The sequence below is a fragment of the Nocardia sp. NPDC055321 genome (assembly GCF_053645575.1).
Map to the genome: position 1 here is coordinate 334,302 of NZ_JBSHMS010000003.1, position 21,656 is coordinate 355,957.

The following is a 21,656-nucleotide window of genomic DNA, read 5'->3' on the forward strand; positions in this document are numbered from 1 at the left end:
GTTGACGCCAGGATCACCACGCACCCCCGGAGACACACATGCATGACGCACGGCTCGCGGAGTTCTCCCGCGAGCGGCTGGACGGCCGGCCGATACCCGACGACCTGCGGGTTTTGCTGATCGCGCAGTGGGAGGGCCGCACCGAGTTGGGTAACCTGCTCGACCTCGACTTCCTGAAGGAGGGTGAGCTCGGCCCGCTCCTGGATACCAGCCATATGACCGAAGCTATGCTCGCGGACCCGGAGACACAGGCCAACAACGCCGGCCTGGCGAAGTTGACCAAGCACCTCAAGCTCGTCGCGAACGCCAGAAAGGGCTGGGCCGGTTACTGGTTGAACCCGGATGATCCCGAAAGCCGCTGGCGGCCGGTAGTACTCGACACCGAATGCACCTTTTGGGCCCTGTCGGGCGAAACCCTCTCCGATGGCGCGGCCGCCGAGCAGGCGCACTACGAGGACGAGCCCGACATCCGCGACGCGTACGCCCGCCTGGCCACCGAACTCGCCGCCCTCGGGCTCCCGCTGAGCACCCGGGACTACGACGCCCTCGACCACTCCGGGCTCGGGGTGGACCCGGAGGAGTTCCTGGACGACCTGGTCGACGCCGAACGCGAGAAGCTCGGCATTCTCTGACCGGAAAGCTTGGCGGCGCTAGGACGTCCGTGCACCCTGCTCCGCCGCGCAGCTCTCCGCCGCACGAACCGCCTCGTGCAGCGCCGTGCGCAACCCACAGCGTTCGAGCTCCCGCACGGCGGCGGCGGTCGCGCCCGCCGGGGCGGTGGTGGCGGCGCGTAAGTCCGCGGCGGTGCGGCCCGAATCCCGAAGCAGCACAGCGGTTCCCCGCATGGTCTGGGTAACGGACTCGAGCGCCAGCGGGCGTGGCAGGCCCAGCTGTACCGCGGCGTCGACCATCGCCTCCGCGATCACGTAGAAGTAGGCCGGGCCGGAGCCCGAGACGGCGGTCACCGCGTCCATCCGGCACTCGTCGATGATCACCACCTCGCCGACGGATCGCAGCATGCGGGACGCGAGTTCGAGCTGCCCGGCGGTGACACGGCGGCCGGGCGCCATCGCGGTGATGGCCCGCCGCACCATCATCGGGGTGTTCGGCATGGCCCGCACGACCGGCACGCCGGCCGGCAGCCGGGCCTCCAGCTGCGCGATCGGCACGCCCGCCACCAGGGACACCACCACTCGCGCACCCGGCTCGGCCGCGCCCACGCCAGCGAGTACCTCGTCCACGTCCTGCGGCTTCACCGCAAGCACGATCAGATCCGATGCCCGGATGGCCGCCGCGGTGTCGACCGTGGCGCGCACCCCCAGCCGTTGCCCGGTGGCGTCCGCGCGGCCCTGCTCGCGGCCCACGATCATCAGATCGTCACGGGCCCAACCGGATTCGATAAGTCCGGAGATGAGCGCCGCCCCGATCCGGCCCCCGCCGACCACCGCGATCTTCGCCATGGACCTCACGGTAGCCGGTGCGACGCCGACCTCCGGGAGGCGCGTCAGCCGCTGACGATCCGGTCGCCGTCCACGCGGATCGCGCGGGTGTCCAGGGGCCGGGGCGCCGGACCGCTCGCCACCGTGCCGTCGAGGTTGAAGCTGCTGTTGTGGCAGGCGCAGCGAATGGTCGCCGCGTTGATCTCGGTGACCTTGCAGCCCAGATGCGTGCAGGTGGAGGAGAAACCCTGGAACGAGCCCGCGGTGGGCTGGGTGATCACCGTATCGCCGGCGATCAGGGCGCCGCCGACGGGAACATCGGCGGTGCGAGCCAATTCGGTGGGGGTCCGGCCCTTATCGGTGCCGGCGGTGTCGGAGGACGATGAGCCGCCGGAGGAGGAGCAGGCGGCCACGGTCAATGCCGTCGCGGCGGCGCCGGTGGCGGCCAGGGCGGTGCGGCGGTCGAAGCGAATTCCGGACGCGGGAGCGTGTTCGGTCATGAGGGGTACTCCTGGTTCTGGGCGGACCGGGCTGGGTCGCCACACTTGTTCGACGGGGCAGCCGGGCCCGAGGTTCACCAGGTAGGGGAACCGCGGATCAGGCGCTGAGCGGAAGCTTGCGCAGCGAGCGCAGGGCGTAGTGCACGCGCGTCTTCACGGTGCCGACCGGCACGCCGAAATCGGCGGCGACATCCTGGTAGGCCCGGTCGCGCAGGATCACCTGCACCACCGCGTCGCGCTGGGCGTCGGGCAACTGGGCCAGCAGTTCGGCGACGAGCATGCCGTCGGCGAGACCGTCTGTGAAGTCGGGCCCGGCGCTGCGGCCCTCGACGGCGTCGCCGAGTTCGTCCCAGTGCGTGTCACCGGGCCGGGCCGCGCGCACCCGGGCGATGTCGATCAGGATATTGCGCTCGATGGTGAGCAGCCAGGTGCGCACGCTGCCCCGGTCGGGGTTATAGCTCGCGCACGCTTTCCAGGCACGCAGCAGCGTTTCCTGAACCGCGTGCTCGGCCAGGCCGGTATCACCCAGTCGACGCATGGCACGCCAGTGCAGCAGCGCCTTGTCGGCGGTCAGAATGGCCGAGAGGCCGGAATCGGTGCACAGGCCCGCGCAGCGGGGGGCACAGGTGGCAGAGGTGCTGGTAGGAGCGCTGTCCGCGAGGGGTCGGAGTCTTCTCATGCCCTGAATATCGTTGCCAAGGCCACAAAGAGCATCGGTGATTCCTACCCAATTCCGACACGATCCGAACAGCCGGAATGGATATACCGATCACGCCACTAGGTGAAACGTTTTTGCTTCAAAAAGCTATTGCGCCATAGCTCGCGACGAAAGCCGCGTTAACACAATGAATTACCCGAAATCGCACAAATCAGACCGTAATCTCTGATAAACCCCACCCGGGAGATTCGGGGATCGCCCAGACCGCGCTCGCACCGTCGCGACGTGCGGTGCAGTGAGTTTTCGAGGGAGGAAACACCGTGCGCGCACGTGTGCTCATGACCGCGGGGGCCGTGGCTTCCGCGCTGACGATGACCCTGTCCGGAACGGCGGCCGCGCAGCCGGCCACCGAAATCCCGGCCGACGGCCTGTACCTGGTGAACGTCGATATCCAGCCCGGCACCTACATCACCGAGGGCTCGCCGGATCCCGCCGTCGCCTGCTTCTGGAAACGGCTGTGGAAAGTGCAGACCGAGACCGATTACAACGATCCGAACTACTACATCATCGCCAGCGATTTCACCCGCGTGCGCAACCTGCGCATCGTGATCAAACCCAGCGACGTCGCCTTCCGCACCGACAACTGCGGGGTCTGGCGACTCGATCCCAACCCGCCGTCCACCGGGTCCTTCGGCTGACGGCAGCTAGGGTGGCGGTCATGACCAGGCGCAAGATTCTCATCACCGGTGCGAGCTCCGGGCTCGGCGCGGGCATGGCCCGCGAATTCGCCCGTCGCGGGCGCGATCTGGCGCTGTGCGCGCGGCGCGTCGAGAATCTCGAGGAACTGCGCGCCGAACTCCTGGCCGCCCACCCCGGCATCACCGTGGCCGTGCGCCCCCTGGATGTCGACGATCACGCGGCGATTCCCAAGGTCTTCGCCGAACTGCGCGAGGAAATGGGCGGCCTGGACCGGGTCATCGTCAACGCGGGCATCGGCAAGGGCGCGCGCGTGGGCACCGGTCGCGCCGACGCCAACCTCGCCACCGCCACCACCAATTTCGTGAGCGCCCTGGCCCAGGCCGAGGCCGCCCTGAGCGTGTTCCGCGAACAGAACGCCGGGCACCTGGTGCTCATCTCCTCGGTGAGCGCGGTGCGCGGGCTCCCGGGCAAGAAGGCGGCGTACTCGGCGAGCAAAGCCGCGCTCACCGCCCTCGGCGAAGGCCTGGCCATCGAACTGCGCGGCACACCCCTGAAGGTGACCACGATCCAGCCGGGCTACATCGCCACCGACATGGCCGACAAGGCGGGCGACACCACCCTGCTCGCACCCCTGGACAAGGGCGTGAACTCCATGGTCAAGGCCATCGAACGGGAATCGGTGCGCACCTCGGTGCCCGAATGGCCGTGGCGCGTACTGGCTTCGGCCATCCCGCTGCTGCCACGCGCGATCATGGCTCGCATGTAGCTCCGAGCGGGCGCGCACGGACCGCCAAAACCGCGCCGCACCCTTCCCGGTCCAGCGAACCGCCGCTAACATCGGCCCGATGGCGAAGTTCACGACCTGGGACGGCTTGCAGCTCAACTACCGCGTGTGGGAGGGCGAGGGCTCCACCGTCGTGTTGCAGCACGGCGTCGTGGCCGACACGAACGCGAACTGGATGAGCGTGGGCGTCGTCGCCGCGCTGCAGGCCGCCGGTCATCGCGTCGTCTCGCTGGACGCGCGCGGGCACGGGCGCTCGGAGAAGCCGCACGATCCGGCCCGCTATTCGTGGCAGGCCATGGCCGACGACATGCGGGCGCTGTTCGACGAACTGGGCCTGGAAGAGGTTGCGCTGGTCGGCTATTCGATGGGCGGCATCATCTCGCTGCTGGTCGCGCAGGCCGATGACCGGGTGCGCAGGCTCGCCATCGGCGGCATCGGCTCCGGCGTCGTCGACTGCGGCGGCATCGACTGGCGGGCCATCGATCCGGACGAGATCGTGGCGGCGATGAGCGGGGACGGCTCCACCGCCCCGCCGCGCGCGGCCATGTTCCGCATTCTGGCCGACGCCCTGGGCGCGGACCGCGAAGCCATCACCGCGCTCGTGGGCGGGCTCAGCGAGGCCCCGATCAAGACGGTCGCCGACATCACCGTGCCCACCCTCGTGCTCGCGGGCGATGCCGATCCGCTCGCCGCCGAACCCGAACGCCTGGCCGCCGCCTTCCCGAACGCGACCCTGGCCGTGGTGCCGGGCGATCACCTGATGGCCACCGTCGATCCGGGATTCTCCGCGGCGCTGGTGGAGTTCCTGGCCTAGCCGCTACTCCGGCCAGCCGCGCCAGACCTCCTGCAGCACCGGGTCGGTGATCCCGCCCGGGCAGGCCAGGGCGGGCGCGTCCCAGCCGGCGAGTTTGGAGCCCGCGGCGTACGCCGAGCGCAGGAATTCCAGTGCCGCCCCGGCCGGATCGCCGCTCGCCCGGGCCGCGTCGTAGGCATAGTAGGCCGCGTGCGCCGAGCCCGAGGGCACCCAGCGCGCGGCGGCCGGGGACAGCGGGACATCGGTCAGCCCGGCGGGTTCGGGCGCGGTGTAGGAGTAGAACGTGGGTTCGGGGACCTTGTCGTCGCCGAACCAGAACCCGGCGCTGATCTCCTCGCGCGAATACGCCTCGCGGGTCACCGGGTCCACGCTCTCCCCCATCGGCACCTTGTTCTCGGAGAACCTCTGCACCGCGAGATCGAAGGTGTGCCAGAACAATTGGACGGGGCTGATCTTGCCCGAGTAGCCGGCGCTGAATTCCTCGAGCACCCGACCGACCTGGCTCAGCACCCGGAACGCGCGCTGGGCGGCGACCGGGTCGTAGTGGTGATGCTCCTCGTCCTCGTCGAACGGCCGGCCGTGATCGGGCAGGTCGTAGGGCGTGGGGTGCACGATGGTCACGTCGACGCCGAGGTTGTCCAGCGCGCGCAGGGTCTCGGTGTAGAAGCTCGCCACCGACTGCTCACCCAGTTCGATCTCTTCCTGGATGCCGCGATCGGTGGAGATCCGCAGCACGTGGTCGAAGAAGTCGAATTCGCAGGTGAAGACCGGGCCGTCGGTGGCGGTGCCCAGCGGCACGGTGGTCCAGCCCCGGGCGGTGAGCCGGAAGGTCATGTGCCACCAGTGGTTGCGGCGGATTCCCTTGGCCAGCGCCACCTTCCCGACGATCTGGCAGTACCGGTGCAGGGTCTCCTTGGTCGGCCGCCAGGCGTCCAGGGGCAGGGCGGGCAGCACCTCCCGGGCGGTACCCGTGCCATTTCCCGAGGAGGATTCAGCCATTGCCCTACCCACTTTCGTTCGAGACGTCGGTGTTCGGAGGAGGTGCCGTCGTACGGAACGGGTTACCGTTCGCAGTGCATACTAGTCAGCTATTTCGAAGCAATTGCTCGAACGGTACGGGATCGGCGTACGGGTCGGGCTTGGCTCCGCCGGGGCGGCGCGCCACCAGATCCGTGAATTCACCTGCCGCCCGCAGAATTCGATCGCCCAGTCCGGCGCCGGCCCCGGAATCGACTCCGCCCGTGCCCCAATCCTCGGACGCGGCGTAGACCGAGGTCGGCACGACCACCGCGCGCAGGTAGGCGAACAGCGGCCGCACCGCGTGTTCGAGCGCGAGCGAATGCCGGGCGGTACCGCCGGTGGCCGCGATCAGCGTGGGCTTCCCGACCAGCGAATCCGGTTCCAGCACATCGAAGAAGGTCTTGAACAGGCCACTGTAGGAGGCGGTGAAGATCGGGGTGACCGCGATCAGGCCGTCCGCGGCCACCACCTTGTCGATGGCCTCACGCAGCGGGCCCGCGGCGAATCCGGTGAGCAGGTTGTCGGCCAGCCCGTGCGCCAGATCGCGCAGTTCGATCACGTCGAACTCGACCGATTCGGGCGCGAGGCCCGCGGCGGTCGCTGCCATCAGGCGATCGGCCAGCAATCTGGTCGACGACGGCTGCGACAGCCCGGCGGTCACCACGGCGATGCGGGTCATGCGGTCACCTCACTGTTCCGCGGTTCGACGGTGGACTCGGCCTGCGCGGCGGCGTCGCGCGCGGCGACGAGGGCCGCGTGGGTCGGACCCTCCGGCACGTGGGCCGGACGCAGGGCCGCGAACTCCTTGCGCAGCACCGGAACCACCTCTTCGCCGAGCAGGTCGAGCTGCTCGAGCACGGTCTTCAGCGGCAGGCCCGCGTGATCCATGAGGAACAGCTGGCGCTGGTAGTCGCCGAAGCTCTCGCGGAAGGTCAGGGTCTTGTCGATGACCTGCTGCGGGCTGCCCACGGTGAGCGGGGTCTGCTCGGTGAAGTCCTCGAGCGAGGGCCCGTGCCCGTAGACCGGCGCGTTGTCGAAGTAGGGCCGGAATTCGTTCACCGCGTCCTGGGAGTTCTTGCGCATGAACACCTGTCCGCCCAGACCGACGACGGCCTGGTCGGCGGCGCCGTGCCCGTAGTGCTCGTAGCGGCGACGGTACAGCTCGATGAGGCGCTTGAAGTGCTCCTTCGGCCAGAAGATGTTGTTCGCGAAGAACCCGTCGCCGTAGTAGGCGGCCTGCTCGGCGATCTCGGGGCTGCGAATCGAGCCGTGCCACACGAACGGCGCGACGTCGTCCAGCGGGCGCGGAGTGGAGGTGAAGCCCTGCAGCGGCGTGCGGAACTTGCCCTCCCAGTCGACGACGTCCTCGCGCCAGAGCCGGTGCAGCAGATGGTAGTTCTCGATGGCCAGCGCGATGCCGTCGCGAATGTCCTTGCCGAACCAGGGATAGACCGGGCCGGTGTTGCCGCGCCCGAGCATGAGGTCCACCCGGCCGTCGGCCAGGTGCTGCAGCATGGCGAAGTCCTCCGCGATCTTCACCGGGTCGTTGGTGGTGATCAGCGTCGTGGACGTGGACAGGATGATGCGCTCGGTCTGCGCCGCGATGTAGCCGAGCATCGTGGTCGGCGAGGACGGGACGAAGGGCGGGTTGTGGTGCTCACCGGTGGCGAAGACGTCGAGACCGACTTCCTCGGACTTGCGCGCGATGGCGACCATGGCCTTGATGCGCTCAGCCTCGGTGGGGGTCCGGCCGGTGGTCGGATCCATGGTCACATCGCCGACGGTGAAGATTCCGAACTGCACGGGGGCCTCCTCGGGCTCGCTTCCACTTTTGGTGGATATGTCAACCAGCTGAACACGAGCTTATACCGCACTATTCCAGCGCTGTGACCCGAAGCACACTGATGGTGGCAGTAGTCACACGCAACCTACCTGCGGGAACTATGAAAGTCGCAGTAGTGCAAGATCTTTCAAAGTATCCTGAACATTCCCCGCGCAACGCCGGAGATTAACCGCAGAGCATGGACAGGGGGTAGATCCGCATGGCGGACAACACCGTCGGCACGGCGTACGCCGTTGTCGTGACCGCGGTCACCGACCCGCACCAGGTGGAGGGCCTGGAGTGGGAGCGGGCCGTGGAGTTATTGCCGAGCCTGGACTCCTCTGCCATGCAGAGCTGGGTTCGCGCGCAGGAAACCGAGGGGGCCGCGGCCACCGCGGGCGACGAGACGCGCCGCGGGGTGGTGATCCCCGGGCCGCAGCGCCGGGTCGAGCCCCGGCATCCCTATCGCGAGGTGTGCGTACCGCCCGCCGAGTACCAGCTCTTCAGCGCCGCCGTACGCATCCGGCCCTCGCAGGCGGCCGAAACCGCTCGAGCGGAGGATGATTCACGACCCCTGAGACTGTTCCCCCGACGATGACGTGACGGCGCGGGAGGGCGCGCCGGACACCACGAAGGCCCTGCCGGGTGCTCGACGACAGGGCCTCGCGGCGGCCACCGAGGGGCGTGACCGGCTCGCCCTCGCACCCCGGGTTTGCGGGCGGGGTGCGAGGACGAGGTCTCAGGGGGTCACGATCGCGAAGCTCGGGTCCGGCTCGTCGAACAGGGCGGTGAGCTTCAGGAAGCTCTGGACATCACCGTCGATGCTCAGCGCACCGGATGCGATGGCCTGCTGAATGTCCTGACCGGCCAGCAGCACACCGATCAGGGTCGCCCGGGTCAGGGTGAAGGTCACTTCGGGGGCGGGCAGCCCGCCGCCCTCGGGGAGGTCGTAGTGGATCAGGACGCCGTTGCGTAGTTCGAGCCGGTGCGTGCGGTCGAGATCGGTGAAACGCCAGTCGCTGACGGCCTTCTCGTTCCACGCCTTGACCCCGTCCAGGCGCAGGGAGATCGCGTCGAAGACCTGCTCGATGCTCAGTGCCGCCATCATGGTCGGCGCGTCGGTCGTCGTGGGCGTTCCGACGTTGCCGTTGCGCAGCTCGTAGGCGCCCATCAGGAACACGTTGCGCCAGGTCGCGTTCTCGGCGCCGAAGCCGAGCTGTTCGAAAGTACTGGCCTGCAACGCCTTCGCGGCCTCGTTCGAGGGGTCGGCGAAGATCACGTAGTTCAGCACCTGCGCGACCCAGCGGTAGTCGTTCTGGTCGTAGGCGGCCTGCGCCTTGGCCACCACGGCTTCGGGCCCGCCCATGAAGTCGACCATGCGCACGGCCTGCTCGACCGGCGGATGCTCCCACAGGTGTGCCGGATTGCCGTCGTACCAGCCCATGTAGCGCTGGTAGATGGCCTTGACGTTGTGGCTCACCGACCCGTAGTAGCCGTGGGTGCTGTAGTCGCCGGCGACGGCGGGCGGCAGCTCGATCATCTCGGCGATCTCGGAGCCGACGTAGCCCTGGTTCAGCAGGCGCAGCGTCTGATCGTGCAGGTAGGCATACAGATCGCGCTGGATGGACATGTACTCCACCAGCCGATCGGTGCCCCAGGTCGGCCAGTGATGCGAGGCGAACACGACATCGGAGTCACGACCGAACATGTTGATCGACTCGGTGAGGTACTGCGACCACACGTGCGGATCGCGCACCAGCGCACCGCGCAGGGTGAGCAGGTTGTGCAGTGTGTGCGTGGCGTTCTCGGCCATGCAGAGCGCGCGGTGATCCGGGAAGTAGAAGTTCATCTCCGAGGGCGCCTCGGTGCCCGGGGTGATCTGGAAGATCATCCGGACGCCGTCGACGGTCTCCTCCTGACCGGTGTGCGTCACATCCAGATTCGGGGCGATGAGGGTGACGGTGCCCAGCGACGGCGTCTGCCCGAGCCCGGAGCCCAGCCCGCCCTTCTCCCCGCGCGGCAGCACCGCGCCGTACATGTACGCCGCGCGCCGCGCCATAGCCGTTCCGGCGTAGACGTTCTCGGCGACGGCGTGCTCGAGGAATCCGGCGGGCGCGATGACCGGCACCTTGCGCTCGGCGACCTCCTCGACGCTGATGACACCCAGCGCGCCGCCGAAATGATCGACGTGCGAATGCGTGAAGATGAGCCCGGTCACCGGCTTGTCGCCACGGTGCGCGCGGTAGAGCGCGAGCCCGGCCGCCGCGGTCTCGGCCGAGACCAGCGGGTCGATCACGATCACCCCGGTGTCGCCCTCGATGATCGTCATCTGCGAAAGGTCCAGGCCGCGAACCTGATAGATCCCCGGCGTCACCTCGTACAGCCCCTGCCGGATGTTGAGCCCGGACTGCCGCCACAGGCTCGGATGCACGGAGGACGGGCAGGAACCGGTGAGGAACCCGTAGGAGTCGTTGTCCCACACGACCTTCCCGTCGGCGTTGTGCACGATGCCCGGTTCGAGCGCCGCGATGAAACCGCGGTCCGCGTCCTGCTGGTCCCGCGGGTCGGTCAGTCCGGGATCTTCGCCCGCCTTCCTGTTCTGCTCGACGATGAACGGGCTGGGATCGGAAATCGCGCTGCTCACTGCTTGCCTCCTGTGCTGATTCACGGGGTGACGATGGCGAAATTGGGATCCGGTTTGTCGATGAAGCCCTTGAACTCGACCAGGACCGCGGGATTGCCGTCGATCGCGACGTCGCCCTCGGCGACCGCGGCTTTCATGTCCCCGCCCGCCATCATGTTCTGGATGAAGGCCCCGCGGGTGAGGGTGACGGTCGCGTCCGGGGCGGGCAGCCCGTCGTCCGGGCGGCGCTCGTAGTGCACGAGCACGCCGTTGCGCAGTTCGGCGCGGTGCACCCGGTCCTGCTGATCGCTGAACTTCCAGTCGGTCACGATGCGCGCGTCCCAGGCTTCGGGTCCGTTGATGAACAGCGAGATCGCGTCGAAGGCCTGGTCCACCGTCAGCGCCGCCAGCAGGCCCTTGGAGTTGGCGGCGGTGGGCGTGCCGAAGGGGCCGTTGCGCAACTCGTACGCGCCGGAGAGGTAGAAGTTGCGCCAGGTGGCGTTCTCCGAGCCGTAGCCGAGTTGCTCGTACACGCTCGCCTGCAGGTTCTTCGCCTTCTCGTTGCCGGCGTCGGCGAAGATCACGTAGTTCGCCAGCGTCGCGGCCCACCGGAAATCGGCTGCGTCATAGGCCTTCTGGGCCTTGCGCAGGGTCTCGTTCGCACCGCCCATGGCATCGACGTGCCGCTGCGCGCTCTCGACCGGCGGGTGCTCCCACAGGTGCGCGGGATTGCCGTCGAACCAGCCCATGTACCGCTGGTAGATGGCCTTGACGTTGTGACTCACCGACCCGTAGTAACCGTGTGTGTACCAGGCCTTCTCGATGTTCGGGGGCACCCGCATGCGCTCGGCGATCTCGCTGCCGACATAGCCCTGGTTGAGCATGCGCAGCGTCTGATCGTTGAGGTAGCCGTACAGATCGCGTTGCAGCGACATGTATTCCACGATCTTGTCGGTGCCCCACACCGGCCAGTGGTGCGAGGAGAACACGACATCGGACTGCCGCGCGTAGAGGTTGATGGATTCGGTGAGGTACTTGGACCACACGTGCGGGTCGCGGACCAGCGCGCCGCGCAGGGTCAGGATGTTGTGCAGCGTGTGGGTCGCGTTCTCGGCCATACAGAGATAGCGCCGGTCGGGGAAGTAGAGGTTCATCTCCGAGGGCGCCTCGGTGCCCGGGGTCAGCTGGAACACCATGCGCACCCCGTCGATCACCTGCTCCTGTCCGGTGGCGGTGATGTCGAGGGTCGGATCGATCAGGCTCACGGTGCCGATCGAGGTGGTCTGACCCAGGCCCGCGCCGATCTGGCCCTGCTCCCCGCGCGGCAGGGCCGCGCCGTACATGTAGGCCGCGCGCCGCGACATGGCGGTGCCCGCGTAGATGTTCTCCGCCACGGCGTGTTCGAGCAGTCCGGCGGGCGCGATGACCGGGCAGCGGCCGGCCTCGACGTCCTCGCGGGTGGTCACCCCGAGCGAGCCGCCGAAGTGATCGACGTGCGAGTGGGTGTAGATGAGCCCGGTGACCGGCCTGTCGCCGCGATGCCGGCGGTAGAGCGCCAGCCCGGCCGCGGCTGTCTCGTTGGAGATGAGCGGATCGATGACGACGACGCCGGTGTCGCCTTCGATGATCGTCATGTTCGACAGGTCCAACCCGCGGATCTGGTAGAAGCCGGGCGCGACCTCGTACAGGCCCTGTTTCACGGTGAGCTGGGACTGACGCCACAGGCTCGGATTGGCCGAGGAGGGGCAGGTGCCCTGCAGGAACCCGTAGGAATCGGTGTCCCAGATGACCTTTCCCTGCGCGTCCCTGATCACCCCGGGTCGCAGGGCCTCGACGAAGCCGCGGTCGGCGTCGGCGAAGTCGGTGGTGTCCGAGAAGGGCATGGTCTCGGCGACCCTGCGGTTGGCCGAGGCGATGGCATCGGTCGGGTCGGTCTGGGTGGCGGAGGGGTTCACCTCGTCGTCGCCGGAACCGCAGCCGGTCAGCGCGCCGCCCACGCCCACCGCGGCCAGCGCCGCCGCGCCGACGCCGAACATGCCGCGCCGCGACACCCGCCCGCCGTGTTCCGGACCCTGATTGACCTGACCGCCGTCGACCACTTCGGTCTCCTTCTCCGGTTCGCGCGAACACTCGAACTCGGTCACAACCACCCAAGCAGCTGTTTGCCGAATATTCGCTACTTTCTCGATAACGATTGACGCGCGGGACATATCACCGCAGCTGGCTGGCAAAGATGCGATAGGAACCGCCGAGTTCGGGCGTCTCGAAGTTTGCCGCTTCCGCCACTGTACACACTATTGCAGTTAGACTGCAATAGTGACCACGCAGTGCGGCCCCGACCCCGCCGACGACATCGGGTGCCGTTGTGATCGGATGACGGCATGAGCGAAGGCACGGCCGCGCGGCGGCGGCGCAATCCCGAACAGACGCGAGCGGCGATCGTGGAGGCCCTGCTCGCCGCCGTCAAGGACGGCACCTTCGCCCCGACCTCCAAGGACATCGCCGAGCGGGCGGGCGTCTCCGAGCGCAGCATCTTCGTGCACTTCCCGGGCCGCAACGATCTGCGCCTCGCCGCGGTCGAGACGCAATCGGAGTACGTGGAGTCGCTCATCGCGACCCCGAACCCGTCCCTGCCGCTGACCGAGCGCATCGACGCGGTGCTCCAGCGCGCCGAACTGATCTACGCCGCCCAGCGCAATCCCCGGCTGCTGGGCCTCCTGGAATCACACACCATCCCCGAGCTCGACGCCCGGATGCGCCTGACCGACAGTCGTATTCGCGACGCCCTGGGGGTGATGTTCGCCCCGGAACTCGACCGCGACGGGGTACGCGACGAGCAGCTGCTGGACCTGGTCGAGGCGTCGGTGGGCTGGGCGTACCGGCACCAGCTGATCGAACGGCGGGGCCTGACCCAGGCCGAAGCCTCGCGGGCGATCACGCGGGCGCTGCGAGCGCTGTTCTCCGACAGCGCTTCTCGATGACTTCCGGATCGAGCGAGCCCGCACCCGGGCCCGCTCGATCAGCTACACGACGACCTCAGAGCGCGACACCGATGTACTTGACCTCGAGGTACTCCGCCAGACCCGCGCTGCCGCCCTCGCGGCCCAGACCGGACGCCTTGACGCCCCCGAACGGCGCGGCCACCTCGGAGATGATGCCGGTGTTCACCCCGCACATCCCGGCCTGCAGACGCTCGGCGAATCGCAGTGTCTCACCGAGGTTCTCACCGTAGACGTAGCCGACCAGACCGGCCTCGGTGTCGTTGGCGGCGGCCAGCGCCTGCTCGGTGGTGGCGAAGGTGCGAATCGGCGCGAGGGGTCCGAAGATCTCTTCACGCCAGATCCGCGCGTCCGGATCGACGTCGGTCAGCACCGTGGGGGCGACGAAATACCCCGCGCCCGCGTCGATCTCGGCGCAGGTCTGCACCTTCGCGCCGCGGTCCGCGGCCTCGCGCACCAATCCGGTGACCCGGTCCACTGCGGCGCTGTCGATCAGCGGGCCGACCCGGGTGCCCGGCGCGAGACCGTCCCCCACGGGCAGCCGGGACAGCTCCACCGCGAGGCGATCGCCGAATTCGGCGGCCAGCGATTCGTGCACCAGGAACCGATTCGCCGAGACGCAGGCCTGGCCGGTGTTGCGCATCTTCGCCGTCACCGCACCCGCCACGGCCTTGTCCAGATCCGCGGATTCGAGCACGACGAAGGGCGCGTTGCCGCCGAGTTCCATCGAGGTGCGCAGCACCCGGCGCGACGCCTGGGCCAGCAGCAGCCGCCCGACCACGGTGGAGCCGGTGAAGGTGAGCTTGCGCAGGCGCGGATCGGTGATGATCGGCGTGGACACCTCGGCGGCGTTCGAGGTCGTCACGCAGTTGACCACGCCCGCCGGCAGCCCGGCGTCCGCGAGCACCCGCATGAACTCCAGTGCGGTGAGCGGGGTCTGGGGCGCGGGCTTGAGCACGACGGTGCACCCGGCCGCCAGCGCGGGCGCGATCTTGCGGGTGGCCATGGCCAGCGGGAAGTTCCAGGGGGTGACCGCGTACACCGGGCCGACCGGCTGGCGGGTCACCACGATGCGCTGATCACCGGCCGGCGCGCGGAAGTAGTCGCCGCCGCCGCGCACGCCCTCCTCGGCGAACCAGCGCAGGAACTCCGCGCCGTAGGACACCTCGCCGCGCGCCTCGGCGTACGGCTTGCCCATCTCCAGCGTGATCAGCGTCGCGATGCGGTCCGCCCGCTCGTGCAGCAGGTCGAAGGCGCGCATGAGCAGATCCGCCCGCGCGCGCGGATTCGTTGCCGCCCAGGACTCCTGCGCGGCGACCGCCGCGTCCAGCGCGGCCATGCCGGTGCCCGCGTCGGCGTCGGCCACCGCGGCGATCATCTCGCCGGTGGCCGGATTCTCCACCGGCATGAGCGTCGGGTCATCGGTCCAGTGGCCACCGATGAAATGACCAACGGGAAGGTCGGTGAGGGCATCGCCGATGCCCCGCGGGACGGTCGCGGTCGTCATCGAATCTCCTTGTCGCCGTGGTCGAAGACAATAACCTGCCGCACGGCCGAACCGTCGGCGAGCAGATCCATGGCCTCGTTGATCTGGGGCGGAGCGATGCGCGCGGGGGTCAGCTCGTCCACCGGTCGACACCCTCGCCCGCCACATGTGTTCGTAGCGCGGGATATCCGGGATGGCACCGCGCATCCGAGCCTGCCGCCCACGAACGCGCCGGCCGCCGGGGCCGGGCTCGCGGTGGCTCCGGCCCGCCGCGACTTGGACGCCCGGCTGATCACCGCCATCGGCGACGACCCCGGCGGGCGCATCGTCCCCGGAACGGCAATCGGCCGCGTGGTGCCCGAGCGACGAGGGCGTCGGGCGCGGCCGATCGCCGCCCGCATCAGATTTCGACCATCTGGTGGTCGCCGACCAGACCGCCCAGGCGGCGCAGGTGATCGCCGGAGTCGCCGAGCGAATGCTCGATCGCGGTGAGCCGGGCGGTGTAGTGCCCGACCGGGTACTCCGCGGTCATGCCGATTCCGCCGTGCAGCTGAATCGATTCCTGGCCGATGTGCCGGGCCGACCGGCCGACCCGCAGTTTGGCGCGCGAGGCCACGACCGGATCGGCGACGCCGTCGGCCAGGGACATCGAGGCGTACATGCTCATGCCGCGCGCCAGTTCCAGCGAGACGTACATGTCCGCGGCCCGCTGGGTGAGCGTCTGGAACGAGCGCAGCGGCACCCCGAACTGCTTGCGGGTCTTGAGGTAGTCCGCGGTGAGCCGCAGCGATTCCTCCATCGCCCCGATCGCCTCCGCGCACAGCGCGGCCTGGGCGTGGGCGAAGGCGGACTCGATGACGTCGGTGACATCGACGGCGGCGCCGAGCGATTCGGCCCGCGCGCCGTCGAACTCGATGTCCGCGCCGCGCTGCCCGTCGTGGGTGCGGTACGGGGTGCGCCGCACGCCCGCGCCGGCCGGATCGACCAGGAACAGGCCGGTACCGCCGTCGGGCAGGGCCGCGCTGACGATCAGCAGCTCGGCGCAATCACCGTGCGGCACGGTGCTTTTGCGCCCGGCGATGGTCCAGTTCTCGCCGTCGGCGACGACCCGGGTGGCGATCTCGCGCGCCGGCCAGCGCACGCCCGGCTCGTTGTGCGCGAACGCCGCGCGCAGCGCGCCGTCGGCGATCTTGGGCAGCAGTTCCTTGCGCTGGGCGTCCGCGCCGATGTGCGAGATCAGCCCACCGGGCAGCAGGGCGCAGTCGAGCAGCGGTTCGGGCGCCAGGCGGCGGCCGATCTCGGTGAATACCAGCATGGCCTCCAGCGGTCCGGCGCCCATGCCGCCGTCCTCCTCGGCGAAAGTCAGCCCGAGCAGGCCGATTTCAGCGAAGGTGCGCCACAGCTGCTGGTCCCAGCCGAGTTCGGTGCCGATGACCTCGGTGCGCCGCTCGGGGGTGTAGGCGCGGGCCAGCACGTCGCGCACGGTGTCGCGCAGCATTTCCTGTTCAGTGGTGAGATCGAAATCCATGGCGCTGCCTCACAATCCGAGAATGGTCGAGGCGATGATGGTGCGCTGCACCTCGTTCGAGCCTCCGTAGATCGATGTCTTGCGGTAGTTCAGGTAGGTGGCGGTGCTGCGGCGCGCCCAGTCCGGGGAATCGCCCTCGCGGGGCAGGGAATCGGGACCGGCGATGTCGACCAGGAGTTCGGTGACGGCCTGCTGGAGTTCGGTGCCGCGCAGTTTGAGGATCGAGGAGACCGGGTTGGGCTTGCCGTCGGCCGAGCCCGCCGCCACCCGCAACTGCACCAGTTCCAGTGCCAGCAGCTCGTTCTCGAGGTCGGCGATGCGGTTCGCGAAGATCGGGTCGTCCAGCATGGTGCCCGCGCCGAGGCGGGTCTGGCGCGCGTATTCCTTGGCCAGCCACAGCCGGACCTTGTTCTGGCCGACGGCCGCGATGCCGGTGCGCTCGTTGCCGAGCAGGAACTTGGCGTAGGTCCAGCCCTGATTCTCCTCGCCCACCAGGTTTTCCACCGGGACGCGCACGTCCTCGAGGAAGACCTCGTTGACCTCGTGACAGCCGTCGATGAGCTCGATGGGCCGCACGGTCACGCCGGGGGTGTCCAGCGGGAACAGCAGCATGGAGATGCCGGCCTGCTTCTTGGGCGCGCCCGGATCGGTGCGCACCAGGCAGAAGATCCAGTCCGCGGACTGGGCGAGGGTGGTCCAGGTCTTCTGGCCGTTGACCACGTAGTGGTCGCCGTCGCGCACGGCGGTGGTGCGCAGCGAGGCCAGGTCCGACCCGGCCTCGGGCTCGGAAAAGCCCTGGCACCACCAGATGTCGAGATTGGCGGTCGCGGGCAGGAAGCGCTGCTTGAGCTCCTCCGAACCGAAGTGCGCGATGACCGGGCCGATCATGTTGGCGTTGAAGGTCAGTGGTTCGGGCACCGAGGCCAGCTGCAACTCGTCGTGCCAGATGTGCCGCTGCACGGGCGTCCAGTCGCGTCCGCCCCAGGCCACCGGCCAGTTCGGGACCGCGAGTCCGTGCTGGTTCAGGATGCGCTGGGTGGTGACGATGTCGTCCCTGCTCAGCTCCTGCCCGTGCCGATTCCGGTTCCGGATATCGGCCGGGATTTCGCTCCGGAAGAACGCGCGCAGCTCGTCACGAAACGCGAGCTCGTCCTCGGTGAGCGCCAATTTCATGCCTTGACCTCCAGTTTCGTGGCCACCCGGCCGCGTCGAATGCGGCTGTCCGGGTGGACCCCGTCATCGACGGATACGATACACAGATAGTGCAATGTCTCAAATGGCCCGAGAAGGAGAAGCATGCCGGACGACCAGCGGACCGCGTACGACGCCCTCGGCGTCGGTGAACTGATCGGCCATCGCCATCGCACGGGCAGCCGGCCCGGTCAGCGCGACGACCCGCATCGGCTCGCGCTGGTCATCGAGGGCGGCGCCTCGCGCGGCGCGTTCTCGCACGGCATGGCGATGGCCATCGAGGAGCTGGGCGTACTGGCGAGCTTCGACGCGGTGTACGGCGCCTCGGCGGGCGCGCTCAACGGGGCGTGGCTGCTGTGCGGGCGCGCCCGGGACTCCGAACGCGCCTGGGCGCCCGAGGTCATCGATCGCGTCATCTCACCGATCCGGGCACTGCGCGGCGGGCCGGTCGTGGACACCCGGTATCTGGTGCACACCGTGTACGAGCGCCTGGTGCCCATGGACTTTCCGGCCATCCTGGCCAATCCGATCACCTTCCACCCCATCGCGACCGACGCCGACACCGGCGCGGCGGTGGATCTGCATGGCGGACTGACGGATTCGCGCTCGATCCAGATCGCGCTGCGGGCGTCCACCTGCATGCCGATCCTGGCGGGCAAGCCGGTGCGCATCGGCGCGCGGCGCTACGTCGACGCGGGATTGTCCGAGGCGGTGCCGATTCGCACCGCGCTGGCCCAGGGCGCGACCCGGGTGCTGGTGCTGCGTACCCGGCGCGACAACGAGATCGCCCGCCCGCCATCGAATCTGGAGAACCGGGTGGTGGCCCGCTACCTGTCCCGGCGCGCGCCCGGCGCGGTGGGCCCGTGGCTCGGGCGGATGCAGCGGCAGCTGGCGGACGAGCGCGAGTTCGCCGATCATCCGGCGGTACTGCAGATTCGGCCGCCGCGCGACGCCCCGGACATCAGCCGCACCGACCGCGGCGCGGAACTGCTCACCCGGGCGCTGACGCTGGGTCGCGAGGTCACCGCGCGTACCCTGGCCGACTATCTCGCACCTATGATTTCCACGTGACGCGCCCGGAGGGAACCCGATCGCCGGGGCGGCCGGCCTCGGCCAGCCGCGACGACGTCCTGCGCGCGGCCGCGGAGATGTTCGTGGCGGGCAAGCGGGTCGACGTCAACGCCGTCGCGGCCAGGCTCGGGGTGAGCCGGGCGAGCATCTACCGCTGGTTCGGATCGCGGGACGGCCTGCTCGGCGCGGTGATCGTCCACCAGCTCGAGCGCATGGTGGCGCACGTCGAACGCCGCACGAGTAGTACCGGTTCGGCCCGGCTGAACGAGATTCTCGATCGCACCGTGCAGTGGCTCGTCGATCACGATTCGCTGCGCACGTACTTCGACAACGAGTCGACCGCGGCGCTGCGCCTGATCACCCGCAGTGACGGGCCGGTGCACGAACCGGTGGTGGCGATCGTCTCCGGGCTCATCGCGCGGGCCCAGGAACAGGGCTATCGGCCGCCGCTGGACCGGGACACGCTGGCGTACGCGCTGGTCCGGCTGTGGGAGGCGTTCCTGTACAACGATGCCGTGGCGGGGTTCCGGGGCGATGTGGAACGACTGCGCCAGGTGCAGGCGGCGCTGCTGCGCACCTGACGGCGTGAGCTACGAAACCCGTTCCGGCACAGGCATGTCCATCGATTCCACACCGGCCCGCAGTGACCGTCGCACCCACAGCCAGGTGACGGCGAGCATGACCACCAGCGCGGGTTTGCCCAGCATCAGCGCGACCGAGCCGAGCAGCACCACCTTGTTCGCCGCGTAGAGCGGGACCATGATCACCAGGTGGACGGCCCAGAAGGCGAACCACGCGGCGGTAACCCTGCGGTGCAGGAGAAGTCGCGCGCCGGGGTCGGCGTGCTCGGCCGGTTCCAATCCGATCCGGCGGCAGGCCCAGCGGCTGAGCGGGCGGCCGGTCAGCAGCGTGAGGCCGAACGCGACCGAAAAGACCAGGCAGATCAGCAGATCCGGCAGATAGAAGCCGCGCCCCTCGCCGGTGATGCCGACGAACAGCGAGAAGACCACCACCGTCAGCAGCGAGATCACCACGACCTTCACCGAGTCCCCGCGCAGCAGGCGATACAGCCCGATGAACGCGGCCGTCGCGAGCGCGATGAGCACGCCGCTCCTGGCGTCGGCGAACGAATAGCCCAGGAGGAAGCCGAGGGCGGGCGCGGCCCCGTCGAGCAGGTGCCCGGGGCCGCCCAGCGCCCGGAACTTGCCCCACATCTCGGCCGCTCCCGACCGGGAATCGGTATCGGTTGGCATCGCGCACCTCTCTTACATCGAGCCCCAGGACTGCATCAGGTAGGTGATATTTGCCAGCACGCCGGTGACGGTGCTCGCGAGATCGAGGGTGGCCGAGCCCAGGTTGATGATCGGGAAGTTCATGTGTGGCTACTTTCGATTCGAAATCACTATTGCAGCCTCACTGTAATAAGTGGGCGACGCCGATCCAAGGCAATCCGCGGCGATATGACCGGGTTGGCAGAACAGCACACCCGTGGCCCGGGCCACAGCCGCGACGCACACCGAGCAGATGAGCGCGATCTAGCAAACATCTAGCTAAGCTCCGACCGGGGGGTCTCGCGGATCGAAGGAGTACGACGTGCAGGATCCGAACACGACCGGACTGTCCCGCCGGCACCTCCTGGGCCTGGGCGCGGTGGCGCTCGCGGGCCTGGGACTCACCGCCTGCGGCTCCGGCGACGACTCCGGCGACTCGGGCGCCACGAGCACCACGGTCTCGAACGACCCCGCGAACGTCGCGGCCGACGCCTACACCTTCGGATACCCCCTGGTCCTGATGGACGCCACGCGGGCGGCCTCGGGCGCACCGAACCAGTTCATGAACGCCGAGGCGCTGCCCACCCCGGCCGACCGCTTCGTGGTGCGGCTCAACCTCGACACCCTGTACTCGCAGGCCTGGCTGGACCTGCGCCCCGAACCACTCGTATTGCAGGTCCCCGCAATGGAGTCCGGACGGTACTGGCTCATGCAGGTGCTCGACGCGTGGACCAACACCACGCACAATCCCAGCAGCGTGCGGCCGCGGACCAAGGACGGGGCGCAGACGCCGCCCTACACCTACCTGCTGTCCGGACCGCAGTGGAGCGGGCAGACGCCCGAGGGCATGACGCCGCTCGCCATGCCCACCGATATGGCCTGGGTGATCGGCCGAATCCAGGTGAACGGCCCGGAGGACGTGCCGAATGTGCTTGCCCTGCAAGCCGGTTTGAAGCTGGTGCCGCTCAGCGCCTGGCTGGCCGGGCAGACCGATTCACCCGGCCGCCCCCTCTCGATCGATCCGGCCGCCACCCCGCCGCCGGCCCAGGTCGCGGCCATGGACGGACCCGCCTTCTTCGACAAACTCTGCGCGCTGATGGCCGCCAATCCCCCGGCGGAAGCGGACGCGCCCGCGATGGAGCGGTTCGCCGAGATCGGCGTGAAGCCCGGCGCCACGGTCGATTCGGCGTCGGCGGACATGCTGAACCAGGGCGTGACGCAGGCCAAGGCCGCCATTCCGGCCTACCGCGACCCGAAGGCCGATCTGGTCAACGGCTGGAGTTACAGCACCGATCTCGGCACGTACGGAACCGATTACGCGCTGCGGGCCCGCACTGCCGTGCAGGCGCTCGGCGCGAATCTGGCCGAGGACGCCATCTACCCCAGCGTGGCCGGTGAGGCCGACGACAACGGTGTTCCGCTGCGCTACCGGCTGCGGTTCGCCGCCGATCAGCTGCCGCCCGTGGACGCCTTCTGGTCGATCACCGCGTACGACGGAGACAGCTACCTGGTGCCCAACGCCGCGCAGATCTATTCGATCGGGCACGACATCCCGGTGGTCGCCGGGCCCGACGGCACGGTGGAACTCGCCGTCCAGAGCGAGGATCCGGGTCCGGATGTGCCGCAGGGCAATTGGCTGCCCATCCCGGCGACCGGGAAGTTCTCGCTGAGCATGCGCCTGTACGCCCCGAAGTCACCCGCGCTGGAGGGCGGCTGGCAGCCGCCCGCGCTCACTCCGGTGAGCTGACGGC

General features: G+C 69.1%; 22 protein-coding genes. 9 read left to right on the forward strand and 13 right to left on the reverse strand.

Annotated elements, in window-relative coordinates; translation table 11 throughout:
- Positions 1–38 precede the first annotated feature (38 nt).
- Positions 39–632, forward strand: a complete 594-nt coding sequence (locus ACWIGI_RS06365; RefSeq protein WP_454201300.1) for a hypothetical protein — start codon at positions 39–41, stop codon at positions 630–632.
- An 18-nt stretch (positions 633–650) separates the two neighbouring features.
- Here ACWIGI_RS06365 and proC read toward each other — a convergent pair whose 3' ends face one another.
- The 3 genes from proC to ACWIGI_RS06380 all read right to left on the reverse strand — a co-directional run bounded on the left by proC (position 651) and on the right by ACWIGI_RS06380 (position 2,618).
- Positions 651–1,460, reverse strand: coding sequence for a pyrroline-5-carboxylate reductase (gene proC / locus ACWIGI_RS06370; protein ID WP_454201301.1), 810 nt, complete (start codon positions 1,458–1,460; stop codon positions 651–653).
- 44 nt (positions 1,461–1,504) lie between these two features.
- Entirely contained in the window at positions 1,505–1,939 is a 435-nt protein-coding gene (locus tag ACWIGI_RS06375) for a QcrA and Rieske domain-containing protein (RefSeq protein WP_454201302.1), read from the reverse strand.
- Between the two features lie 97 nt (positions 1,940–2,036).
- On the reverse strand, positions 2,037–2,618 hold the full coding sequence (locus tag ACWIGI_RS06380; protein ID WP_454201303.1) for a sigma-70 family RNA polymerase sigma factor: 582 nt from the start codon (positions 2,616–2,618) through the stop codon (positions 2,037–2,039).
- A gap of 299 nt (positions 2,619–2,917) precedes the next feature.
- Here ACWIGI_RS06380 and ACWIGI_RS06385 point away from each other — a divergent pair, with 299 nt between their 5' ends.
- The 3 genes from ACWIGI_RS06385 to ACWIGI_RS06395 all read left to right on the forward strand — a co-directional run bounded on the left by ACWIGI_RS06385 (position 2,918) and on the right by ACWIGI_RS06395 (position 4,894).
- Positions 2,918–3,295: a hypothetical protein gene (locus ACWIGI_RS06385; protein ID WP_454201304.1), complete on the forward strand. Its 378-nt coding sequence runs from the start codon at positions 2,918–2,920 to the stop codon at positions 3,293–3,295.
- Positions 3,296–3,315: 20 nt separating this feature from the next.
- On the forward strand, positions 3,316–4,062 hold the full coding sequence (locus ACWIGI_RS06390; RefSeq protein ID WP_454201305.1) for an SDR family oxidoreductase: 747 nt from the start codon (positions 3,316–3,318) through the stop codon (positions 4,060–4,062).
- Between the two features lie 79 nt (positions 4,063–4,141).
- Positions 4,142–4,894, forward strand: a complete 753-nt coding sequence (locus ACWIGI_RS06395) for an alpha/beta fold hydrolase (RefSeq protein WP_454201306.1) — start codon at positions 4,142–4,144, stop codon at positions 4,892–4,894.
- A gap of 3 nt (positions 4,895–4,897) precedes the next feature.
- On the opposite strand, the gene ACWIGI_RS06400 is transcribed toward ACWIGI_RS06395, so the two are convergent.
- The 3 genes from ACWIGI_RS06400 to ACWIGI_RS06410 all read right to left on the reverse strand — a co-directional run bounded on the left by ACWIGI_RS06400 (position 4,898) and on the right by ACWIGI_RS06410 (position 7,717).
- Complete coding sequence (locus ACWIGI_RS06400; RefSeq protein ID WP_454201307.1) at positions 4,898–5,893, reverse strand: DUF5996 family protein; 996 nt, start codon at positions 5,891–5,893, stop codon at positions 4,898–4,900.
- An 85-nt stretch (positions 5,894–5,978) separates the two neighbouring features.
- Positions 5,979–6,593, reverse strand: coding sequence for an FMN reductase (locus tag ACWIGI_RS06405; protein ID WP_454201308.1), 615 nt, complete (start codon positions 6,591–6,593; stop codon positions 5,979–5,981).
- Complete coding sequence (locus ACWIGI_RS06410) at positions 6,590–7,717, reverse strand: LLM class flavin-dependent oxidoreductase (protein WP_454201309.1); 1,128 nt, start codon at positions 7,715–7,717, stop codon at positions 6,590–6,592. The genes ACWIGI_RS06405 and ACWIGI_RS06410 overlap by 4 nt, the downstream gene beginning before the upstream one ends.
- 239 nt (positions 7,718–7,956) lie before the next feature.
- Between ACWIGI_RS06410 and ACWIGI_RS06415 the strand changes: the two genes are divergently transcribed.
- A complete protein-coding gene (locus tag ACWIGI_RS06415) occupies positions 7,957–8,334 on the forward strand; it encodes a hypothetical protein (RefSeq protein WP_454201310.1) in 378 nt (125 codons plus the stop codon).
- Positions 8,335–8,475: 141 nt separating this feature from the next.
- On the opposite strand, the gene ACWIGI_RS06420 is transcribed toward ACWIGI_RS06415, so the two are convergent.
- Positions 8,476–10,380 (reverse strand): alkyl/aryl-sulfatase, encoded by a 1,905-nt coding sequence (locus ACWIGI_RS06420; protein ID WP_454201311.1) that lies wholly within the window; start codon positions 10,378–10,380, stop codon positions 8,476–8,478.
- A 20-nt stretch (positions 10,381–10,400) separates the two neighbouring features.
- The gene (locus tag ACWIGI_RS06425) at positions 10,401–12,242 is read right to left on the reverse strand and encodes an alkyl/aryl-sulfatase (RefSeq protein WP_454201452.1); all 1,842 of its coding nucleotides are present in this window, start codon (positions 12,240–12,242) and stop codon (positions 10,401–10,403) included.
- Between the two features lie 498 nt (positions 12,243–12,740).
- Between ACWIGI_RS06425 and ACWIGI_RS06430 the strand changes: the two genes are divergently transcribed.
- On the forward strand, positions 12,741–13,340 hold the full coding sequence (locus ACWIGI_RS06430) for a TetR/AcrR family transcriptional regulator (protein WP_454201312.1): 600 nt from the start codon (positions 12,741–12,743) through the stop codon (positions 13,338–13,340).
- A gap of 55 nt (positions 13,341–13,395) precedes the next feature.
- On the opposite strand, the gene ACWIGI_RS06435 is transcribed toward ACWIGI_RS06430, so the two are convergent.
- The 4 genes from ACWIGI_RS06435 to ACWIGI_RS06450 all read right to left on the reverse strand — a co-directional run bounded on the left by ACWIGI_RS06435 (position 13,396) and on the right by ACWIGI_RS06450 (position 17,545).
- A complete protein-coding gene (locus ACWIGI_RS06435) occupies positions 13,396–14,865 on the reverse strand; it encodes an NAD-dependent succinate-semialdehyde dehydrogenase (RefSeq protein ID WP_454201313.1) in 1,470 nt (489 codons plus the stop codon).
- On the reverse strand, positions 14,862–14,987 hold the full coding sequence (locus ACWIGI_RS06440; protein ID WP_454201314.1) for a hypothetical protein: 126 nt from the start codon (positions 14,985–14,987) through the stop codon (positions 14,862–14,864). The genes ACWIGI_RS06435 and ACWIGI_RS06440 overlap by 4 nt, the downstream gene beginning before the upstream one ends.
- A gap of 257 nt (positions 14,988–15,244) precedes the next feature.
- Entirely contained in the window at positions 15,245–16,372 is a 1,128-nt protein-coding gene (locus ACWIGI_RS06445) for an acyl-CoA dehydrogenase family protein (RefSeq protein WP_454201315.1), read from the reverse strand.
- 9 nt (positions 16,373–16,381) lie between these two features.
- On the reverse strand, positions 16,382–17,545 hold the full coding sequence (locus ACWIGI_RS06450) for an acyl-CoA dehydrogenase family protein (protein ID WP_454201316.1): 1,164 nt from the start codon (positions 17,543–17,545) through the stop codon (positions 16,382–16,384).
- 123 nt (positions 17,546–17,668) lie between these two features.
- Here ACWIGI_RS06450 and ACWIGI_RS06455 point away from each other — a divergent pair, with 123 nt between their 5' ends.
- Positions 17,669–18,634: a patatin-like phospholipase family protein gene (locus ACWIGI_RS06455; RefSeq protein ID WP_454201317.1), complete on the forward strand. Its 966-nt coding sequence runs from the start codon at positions 17,669–17,671 to the stop codon at positions 18,632–18,634.
- On the forward strand, positions 18,631–19,215 hold the full coding sequence (locus ACWIGI_RS06460; protein WP_454201318.1) for a QsdR family transcriptional regulator: 585 nt from the start codon (positions 18,631–18,633) through the stop codon (positions 19,213–19,215). Before ACWIGI_RS06455 ends, ACWIGI_RS06460 begins: the two co-directional genes overlap by 4 nt.
- A gap of 9 nt (positions 19,216–19,224) precedes the next feature.
- Here the strand turns inward: ACWIGI_RS06460 and ACWIGI_RS06465 are convergent, their stop codons facing one another.
- The gene (locus ACWIGI_RS06465) at positions 19,225–19,887 is read right to left on the reverse strand and encodes a DUF3159 domain-containing protein (protein ID WP_454201319.1); all 663 of its coding nucleotides are present in this window, start codon (positions 19,885–19,887) and stop codon (positions 19,225–19,227) included.
- A 340-nt stretch (positions 19,888–20,227) separates the two neighbouring features.
- Between ACWIGI_RS06465 and ACWIGI_RS06470 the strand changes: the two genes are divergently transcribed.
- Positions 20,228–21,652, forward strand: coding sequence for a DUF1254 domain-containing protein (locus tag ACWIGI_RS06470; protein WP_454201320.1), 1,425 nt, complete (start codon positions 20,228–20,230; stop codon positions 21,650–21,652).
- Positions 21,653–21,656 lie beyond the last annotated feature (4 nt).

Excerpts from the sequence above, each read along its gene's own strand:
- ACWIGI_RS06455 (WP_454201317.1), top strand. The coding sequence starts at position 17,669 with ATGCCGGACGACCAGCGGACCGCGTACGACGCCCTCGGCGTCGGTGAA.
- proC (WP_454201301.1), bottom strand. The coding sequence starts at position 1,460 with ATGGCGAAGATCGCGGTGGTCGGCGGGGGCCGGATCGGGGCGGCGCTC.
- ACWIGI_RS06450 (WP_454201316.1), bottom strand. The coding sequence starts at position 17,545 with ATGAAATTGGCGCTCACCGAGGACGAGCTCGCGTTTCGTGACGAGCTG.
- ACWIGI_RS06395 (WP_454201306.1), top strand. The coding sequence starts at position 4,142 with ATGGCGAAGTTCACGACCTGGGACGGCTTGCAGCTCAACTACCGCGTG.
- ACWIGI_RS06445 (WP_454201315.1), bottom strand. The coding sequence starts at position 16,372 with ATGGATTTCGATCTCACCACTGAACAGGAAATGCTGCGCGACACCGTG.
- ACWIGI_RS06435 (WP_454201313.1), bottom strand. The coding sequence starts at position 14,865 with ATGACGACCGCGACCGTCCCGCGGGGCATCGGCGATGCCCTCACCGAC.
- ACWIGI_RS06465 (WP_454201319.1), bottom strand. The coding sequence starts at position 19,887 with ATGCCAACCGATACCGATTCCCGGTCGGGAGCGGCCGAGATGTGGGGC.
- ACWIGI_RS06375 (WP_454201302.1), bottom strand. The coding sequence starts at position 1,939 with ATGACCGAACACGCTCCCGCGTCCGGAATTCGCTTCGACCGCCGCACC.
- ACWIGI_RS06430 (WP_454201312.1), top strand. The coding sequence starts at position 12,741 with ATGAGCGAAGGCACGGCCGCGCGGCGGCGGCGCAATCCCGAACAGACG.
- ACWIGI_RS06365 (WP_454201300.1), top strand. The coding sequence starts at position 39 with ATGCATGACGCACGGCTCGCGGAGTTCTCCCGCGAGCGGCTGGACGGC.
- ACWIGI_RS06390 (WP_454201305.1), top strand. The coding sequence starts at position 3,316 with ATGACCAGGCGCAAGATTCTCATCACCGGTGCGAGCTCCGGGCTCGGC.
- ACWIGI_RS06380 (WP_454201303.1), bottom strand. The coding sequence starts at position 2,618 with ATGAGAAGACTCCGACCCCTCGCGGACAGCGCTCCTACCAGCACCTCT.
- ACWIGI_RS06400 (WP_454201307.1), bottom strand. The coding sequence starts at position 5,893 with ATGGCTGAATCCTCCTCGGGAAATGGCACGGGTACCGCCCGGGAGGTG.
- ACWIGI_RS06405 (WP_454201308.1), bottom strand. The coding sequence starts at position 6,593 with ATGACCCGCATCGCCGTGGTGACCGCCGGGCTGTCGCAGCCGTCGTCG.
- ACWIGI_RS06415 (WP_454201310.1), top strand. The coding sequence starts at position 7,957 with ATGGCGGACAACACCGTCGGCACGGCGTACGCCGTTGTCGTGACCGCG.
- ACWIGI_RS06425 (WP_454201452.1), bottom strand. The coding sequence starts at position 12,242 with ATGCCCTTCTCGGACACCACCGACTTCGCCGACGCCGACCGCGGCTTC.